The sequence below is a fragment of the uncultured Nostoc sp. genome, assembly GCF_964245445.1.
GTDB lineage: Bacteria > Cyanobacteriota > Cyanobacteriia > Cyanobacteriales > Nostocaceae > Nostoc.
Genome location: NZ_CAXTNE010000315.1, coordinates 1,277 through 8,587, shown reverse-complemented (window position 1 = coordinate 8,587; position 7,311 = coordinate 1,277). Strand labels below are relative to the sequence as shown.

Genomic DNA, 7,311 nt, shown 5'->3' with positions numbered 1-7,311 from the left:
CCACTCCCCATTCCCCATTCCCCATTCTCAAAAGGAGTTTAATCATGTCTGAATTAGCGCCAATAATTCAATTAGGAAATCCAACATTGCGCCAAAAAGCTGCTTGGGTTGAGAATATTCAAGATGAGTATATCCAAAAGTTAATTGAAGACTTAATCGCTACTGTTGCCAAAGCTAACGGCGTGGGGATTGCTGCGCCTCAAGTAGCACAATCCTATCGTTTATTTATTGTAGCTTCCCGCCCTAATGCCAGGTATCCCAACGCCCCGGAAATGGAACCTACTGCGATGATTAATCCCAAAATTATTTCTCATTCAACTGAAGTTGTCAAAGATTGGGAAGGTTGTTTAAGTGTACCAGGAATTAGAGGGTTAGTTCCTCGATATAAAGCTATTGAAGTGGAATACACTAACTGTCAAGGCGACTTACAAAAGCAAGAGTTAACCGATTTTATCGCTCGGATTTTTCAACACGAATATGATCATCTCGACGGGATCGTATTTGTTGATCGCCTGGAGAACACTCTCGATATGATCACTGAGCAGGAATACCAACAACGAGTAGTTAACAAATAAATGGAAGTGGGGAGTGGTGTATGGCAATCTTAAATTATTTGTGAGAAATAAGATCCCCGACAACTTTTACCAAGTCGAGGATCTGCCTCAATACTGCGTAGGTTTTGCCTAAAAAGTAAGTAACTCCAATGTAGGTTGGGTTGAGGAACGTAGCAAGATCCCCGCAGAGTAACCCAACATTTTCAGGTCTTTATTGGGTTTCACCATCTTCAACCCAACCGACAAATCTTCAAAACCTACGCAGTATTGGGATCTGCCTGACAATTCAGATCATGTGAAAAAGCTAACGATTAACCTAACCCCCTAACCCCCAACCCGTGGCGGGAAGGGGGAAATTCAAAGTCTCTCTCCTTAAAAGAGAGAGACTTTGAAGTAATACCAATTCTCCAAAATGAGGCAACAGATGTAAATCAGGAAAGTCTTGCTGCATCTAAGTTTCTTAATTGCGTTAGCGCAGCGTAAAGTCTTCTCTTCGAGAGGCAACGCCTTCGGCATAGCAACTCTTAGAGACGCTACCGCGAACGCTTAGAGCGAGTCCGCGAGCGTCATTGCGAATTGGTATAAGGTTTTCCAGATGCTGTGAAAAGTCAGGGGAATATGCGGGTTACAATTCTCACAAATTCAACAAGATTACTATAGTTCAATTAATTCAAAAAGCGCTTCTGTAAGAATCAAGCGGCAAATATAACAACACTTCTAATACCAATTTTGTATGAAGTTGCATAGAATGATAAAGCTAAAACCTTTGCTTGGCAATCCTTTCACCCTTATTCTGTTCCACAGCTTCACAATAATTTGGTATAAGACAAGTTTTCTGTCTATGGTTGGTATCAGTATGTTCTATTGCAGATAAATTTACGGAAAATTATGTACAAATGTTAAGTAGCTAAGGGCAACACCAAGTTAAACGCGAAGTAGCAAGAGTCCACTTCTTAAAGCTTGATTCCACAGAGATGATTTTTGAACTTCTGGCAAAGAAAGAGGCTGATTGACTGATAACGGTAGCTCTTGTTGCAGAGATAGTTGCCACCAGCCAACATCGTGCCACTTACTAAATTTATACCCTACTCTGTAAAAAACACCTACAGGCGAAAAACCGACAGCCTCATGCATAGCTACACTTCCTGGGTTGGGTAAAGCGATCGCAGCAAAAACATTATAAAATCCTTGGAGTTGCAGCAACCCAAAAAGAGAAGTGTACAAAGCTTTAGCGACTCCTTTTCTGCGATATTCAACATTTACATACACGGATGATTCTACAGACCATTGGTAAGCGGCACGAGTCCGGTAGGGAGTAGCATAGGCATAACCTAGAATCTCACCGTTAATTTCACACACTAGCCAAGGCATCTGCTGTTGATAGTTATTGATGCGTTTTTCAAATTCCGTTTTGCTGGGAGGCTCTATCTCAAAGGAAATTGAAGTTTCCCACACAACTGGCGCATAAATTGCCAGCATTTTTAAAGCATCACTTTCGTTAGCTAGTCTAATTGCAGCTTTCACAACAGATCCTTTTTAGATTTTAATAATTGGCTAGAAAGGAGGTTTGAAAAAGATTTTGGCTTAAGTTTACATCAATGTCACGAATGAGGGTGCAATGACTGTGGGAATTGCCTTAAGCATGTGCTTCGCAAACTTGCTCACCTCGCCACAATTGATACAACCGCGTTGCTGGCATTGTCATATATAAAATATCACCAACACTGAGCTTAGTTTCTAATAAATCCCAGCCATGAAGGGTTTGGTGGTTTATTTCTACGTACAAAGGTACACAGTCAGTTGACATGGCTACATCTTTCACCCACTGACCACAAAAGGCATGTGAAGGTGTAATCACAGTTGCAAAAGCCACCCAAAGACTATCTGCTGTAATTCCATTGCCAAGGATGCGTCCCCCTAGTGCAGCAGCAGCAAAAGCTGGGGCTGCTAGTTCAGCCGGACTCAGTACGGCCTCGAAACCAAATAGCTGTTGCGCTATACCAGCAAAATCGGGATCGGCATAATGAACAATCACCGGAATGCTGGGTGTCAGTCCCTTGGCTTTGAGGGCAATTTCCAGATTGGTAGCATCATTGCTAGTAACAGCAAGCACTGCGGCGGCAGAGTCTATATTACTGGCTTTAAGTATTGTACGGAAGCTGGCATCTCCTTGAATGACGGGAATACCTAGTTCGCGGGCGGTGTTAATATATTTGTTGTTGGAATCAGGTTCAACTACTACAACTTCATATCCACTAGCGTGGAGTTGCTGGACAATTCTCACCCCAATACCACTCAAGCCACAGACAATGTAGTGATATCGCTGGGGAATTCGGGCTGCATCCCAAAATTGCTTAAAGCGGCTTCCTAAGACAAAATCGGTGAGCATTGCATACCAAATACCAATCACCACTGCTCCAACCAGCATCATCACAACAGTAAATAACTTAATACTCTTAGGAGCATTTTCTACTACTTTGTCATTGCCACCCGCTCCAGTAATCATGCCTACAGAAAAATATAGAGCATCGACAGGAGACAAACTCAACTCCGCCGACATATAGGTGAATGTAGCAATCAGGATAACCGCCAATAGTACAATAGCACCCACCAGTACCGATCGCCCGTGTTGCTGAAACAGCCTAAGATTAGTCATGACTTTCAGCAGTTTTTTAATCAATGATCTCCGAGGAGAACGGATGCGGGGTTGTGTACCAATAATTAAGCGATCGCCCACCTTGATCTCTTGTCCAGATATTACACCTGACACCAAATCCATCTCACCTTCTACTGGCAAGTAATAAATCAGCATCCGCGATCGCTCTTCCCACAATTCACTCAGCTTTCGACCCTTCCAGAAGTGGTTTTCATCAATGTATTCTTCGTGAATTGGCCAAGTTTGCTGAAATAATTTGATTTGTCCGATCGCTCGGTTTCCCAGTGCTGCAAAGGTGAATACGGGTGCTGCTAATCCCACAACACTCATACTCAAGTGGTCTGGCAAACTTTGATCTAGGCGCTCTCCCAAATTTGTATTATAAAAACGGTTGATAATCCGAATTTGGGGATTCAGCACCCGCGCTTGCATCATAATAGACAAATTCAAAGCATCTTTAGAACCAGCGATGACTAAAGTGTGTGCCTGTTGAATTCCTGCTGCTGTTAGGGTAGAAGCTGCTTCTAAATCGCCAACAATCACATCTCCTGCTGTTTCGCCAGGGATAGATTGGTGATGAATGCCAACAACGAAGGCTCCCTGGTGTCTCAGCAAACGAAAGGTTTTATATCCGGTACGTCCTAAGCCACAAACAATAATTCGGGGTTTCATGAAAAGGCAGCATCTTTTACAGGTAGGGCTGCATTTCTAGTTATTTATCAATATTGTTGCCCGCTTTCCTGCAATATAACTGTAGCTGACAACACGATTATTTCAAATAAGATGGCACTTTTACAATTTTATGAAAGTCTATGTTATTGGCGCTTCTAGGTTGAGTGCAATACAAACCTAACCCTCAGTCCCTTCCCTACTAGCATTGGAGAGTAAGATTTAAAGCCTCTCTCCTTTTAGGAGATAGAAATGGAAGTGAGGTCAAAGTGTATTGCTTCCATTCGAGAAGCGCTATATTTAGATACCTGAAATTTGAAAAGATTCAAGTTATGAAAAATTTAGTAAAATTAACAAGTTTTGGTACTATTTTATGCCCCTTATTTGTGCTAGGAACCCTAGCTGCTACAGCGCAAGTACAGCCACAGCAACAGCCAGGGCCGATTTCTGCACCTAATGTAACACTAAATATACAAGGTAGCAGTGGTACATGTCCTCAAACAATTGGACTGTGGTGGTTTGTTTTACCTTATGAAGGCGGTGCTGAACATACAGTAGTGGCAGATACTAGAGAATTTGCAGATGAAACTAAGTTAGTTTCATCTAAGAATAAGCAATTTGTGGAATTTGTTTCACCTTTACGCAGTAATTATGCTTCTTGCGTAGGTCAAACTCGTGGGCAAGAATATACTTTCTACAATGTAGAATTTAAGAATAAAAAAGCTTATTTCCGTGTGGATTTACGGAAATCTAATGTACCTGGTCGCCTAATTACTTACAAAAGTATAGTGGCTTCCCGTCCTTATGTTAGATGGGCGATCGCTGACTAACTCCTCAATGGTTAGTTTCAAGCTTCAAATAGGAAAGCTCTCTCTAAGCTCGACTTTATCCAAAATTAATAATTTTAATAAAGTCGAGCTTAGGGTTTGCGAATATATTCCCTCATAAAGTTAAATTAATTACTTTTAAACCGCAGAGCCACAGAGATATCAGAGAAGAAAAAGATGTTTTACAAGTTACTTTGAAAGGGCTATTACAGCACAGCGTAAAGAAACCTACCATTTCATTACAGCGAGAAAGCCCAAAACTAAAGCTTTTTGACTTCCGCCTTGCGATGCCAGTGCTAACGATAAAAGAAATAAAAGAAAAACATGGCAACTTTTGTAGGTTATGATACGCTATCTGCTTGAGAAGTGTCGAGGAACCAAAAATGACTAAGCTGCGCGTGGGGTTATTGTTTGGCGGTAGTTCGGGAGAACATGAAGTTTCAATCAACTCAGCACGGGCGATCGCTAAAGCCTTAAGTGCAGAACAAAATGCTAATAAGTACGAAATACTGCCTTTCTACATCCAAAAAGATGGGCGCTGGCTAGCGGGGGAAGCACCCGAAAAGGTTTTAGCAACCGGCACTCCGCTACTGGAATCGGAACAATCAACATCTGTTGGAAATCTCACATTCAACCCTCAAGCTCAAACTCTCAGCAAGTGGCAATCTCCCTCTCAAGTTTCCCAAGTGGATGTTTGGTTTCCCATTCTCCACGGCCCCAACGGTGAAGACGGGACAATTCAAGGATTACTGACTTTGATGCAAGTCCCGTTTGTGGGTTCTGGGGTGTTAGGTTCGGCAATGGGGATGGATAAAATTGCCATGAAAATGGCTTTTGAGCAAGCGGGACTACCACAGGTAAAATACAAGGCGATAACTAGAACGCAAGTTTGGTCTAATCCTTGCGTGTTTCCGAAACTGTGTGATGACATTGAGGCAGCATTAGGTTATCCCGCTTTTGTCAAGCCTGCTAATTTGGGTTCATCGGTGGGTATTGCCAAAGTGCGATCGCGCCAAGAATTAGAAGCCGCTTTAGATAATGCTGCCAGTTATGACCGAAGGCTGGTTGTAGAGGCTGGTGTCGTAGCTAGAGAAGTCGAGTGTGCCGTTTTAGGTAATGATCAACCCCAAGCCTCTGTCGTTGGAGAGATTACTTATGATAGCGATTTTTATGACTATGAAACTAAATATACTGAAGGTAAAGCAGATTTACTGATACCCGCACAGCTTCCAGATGCGATCGCTCGTCAAATTCAGGATATGGCTTTGCAAGCTTTTGCAGCTGTTGATGCTGCGGGGTTAGCAAGGGTAGATTTCTTCTACGTGGAAGCGACACAAGAAGTTTTGATTAACGAAATAAATACGTTGCCAGGCTTTACTACGACTAGTATGTATCCCCAACTTTGGGCCCATAGTGGAGTCTCCTTTCCAGAATTAGTTGATCGGTTAATTCAACTTGCGATCGAAAGGCATGCTCCTAGCTGACAGAGAAAGTAACCAAACTGATTTCAGATTATTATGGCGAAAAGTTGCAAGAAATACAGAACTTTGACAAAAATTAGCCAGATTTAGTAGCATCTATTTTACAAAAAAAGCTACTTAAATCTGAAACTTTGTTACGGATACCTGATGCTTGACTCCTCCAGTACAATTTATGGACTAGAGGGGTACAAATCTGAAAGTAATCATGGAAAAAAGTCAGAGTGTACAGCGCGAGCCAACCCAATTCAGAAGGGCTACTCCAGAGCTGACAAACAGAAAATCGAGATTAAAACAAAGCTCGAACGTTCTGATATATCTGGTTGCACATCATCCTTGGCTATTGTTAACTGGGTGTTTAGCCATGTTTATAGGAGGTGGTGCCTTTGCCCTGTATAGCTTAGGTAATGCTGGACAGGTAACACAAGAAGAACCAGAAAAAATCCCTGTTATAGTTGAAGAACCAATCAATGCGCCCTCTGAGAATAGTAATCCTACACCTTTGTGGATGGTGGCTGCGATCGTCCTTAGCTGTGGTAGTGGTTGCTTGCTCATTTTCCGAATGCTCAACCGGACAAAGCAACCGCAAAAAGTCCAAAAACTGGTTAACCGTCATCAGGCACGCTTGGCACAGAACCATTACCCAAAATTGGAACCTCGCCTTCCCAAGAACCAGCCAGTCTTTTTGCCACAGTCACAACTGATGCCCGTCATGCAAATGCGACCTAAAACAAAACATCTGGTAACGGTTCTGCCAGCAGAACACAAGCACCACTTGGATACGCGCACAGAATCTTTAGCAGACTTAATGGATCTTCGTAAAGATAGTTCATTGTCTGCAATTTTACGCCAGTCTTAAATTTCCTGTAAAGCAAAAACCTGTCAAAATAATATTTTTTGCAAATTAAGGCATGGTTATACCGTGCCTTTACTAATATCTAGAGGCTAATTAACAGTTAAGCGATCACAGCTTTTGCTTGGGGAAAACACCAAAATGAGTAAGCGATCACAGCTTTTGCTTGCGGAAAACACCAAAATGAGAAAGCGATCGCAGCTTTTGAATAAGCGATCGCAGCTTTTGCTTGCGGAAAACACCAAAATGAGAAAGCGATCGCAGCTTTTGAATA

6 protein-coding genes are annotated in these 7,311 nt (G+C 42.3%); 4 read left to right on the top strand and 2 right to left on the bottom strand.

Going from position 1 to position 7,311, the window contains the following annotated elements; genetic code table 11:
- Window positions 1-44 precede the first annotated feature (44 nt).
- Window positions 45-575, top strand: a complete 531-nt coding sequence (gene def / locus ACFE90_RS33030) for a peptide deformylase (RefSeq protein ID WP_375506527.1) — start codon at window positions 45-47, stop codon at window positions 573-575.
- A 903-nt stretch (window positions 576-1,478) separates the two neighbouring features.
- On the opposite strand, the gene ACFE90_RS33025 is transcribed toward def, so the two are convergent.
- Both ACFE90_RS33025 and ACFE90_RS33020 read right to left on the bottom strand, forming a co-directional pair.
- A complete protein-coding gene (locus ACFE90_RS33025) occupies window positions 1,479-2,078 on the bottom strand; it encodes an arsinothricin resistance N-acetyltransferase ArsN1 family B (protein ID WP_375506526.1) in 600 nt (199 codons plus the stop codon).
- Between the two features lie 112 nt (window positions 2,079-2,190).
- On the bottom strand, window positions 2,191-3,882 hold the full coding sequence (locus ACFE90_RS33020) for an NAD-binding protein (RefSeq protein ID WP_375506525.1): 1,692 nt from the start codon (window positions 3,880-3,882) through the stop codon (window positions 2,191-2,193).
- 329 nt (window positions 3,883-4,211) lie between these two features.
- On the opposite strand from ACFE90_RS33020, the gene ACFE90_RS33015 reads away from it, so the two are divergent.
- From ACFE90_RS33015 to ACFE90_RS33005, 3 genes are all read left to right on the top strand, one after another.
- Window positions 4,212-4,709, top strand: coding sequence for a hypothetical protein (locus ACFE90_RS33015; protein WP_375506524.1), 498 nt, complete (start codon window positions 4,212-4,214; stop codon window positions 4,707-4,709).
- 380 nt (window positions 4,710-5,089) lie between these two features.
- Window positions 5,090-6,190, top strand: coding sequence for a D-alanine--D-alanine ligase family protein (locus ACFE90_RS33010; RefSeq protein ID WP_375506523.1), 1,101 nt, complete (start codon window positions 5,090-5,092; stop codon window positions 6,188-6,190).
- A gap of 202 nt (window positions 6,191-6,392) precedes the next feature.
- Window positions 6,393-7,043 (top strand): hypothetical protein, encoded by a 651-nt coding sequence (locus ACFE90_RS33005; protein WP_375506522.1) that lies wholly within the window; start codon window positions 6,393-6,395, stop codon window positions 7,041-7,043.
- The last annotated feature ends 268 nt before the right edge of the window (window positions 7,044-7,311 follow it).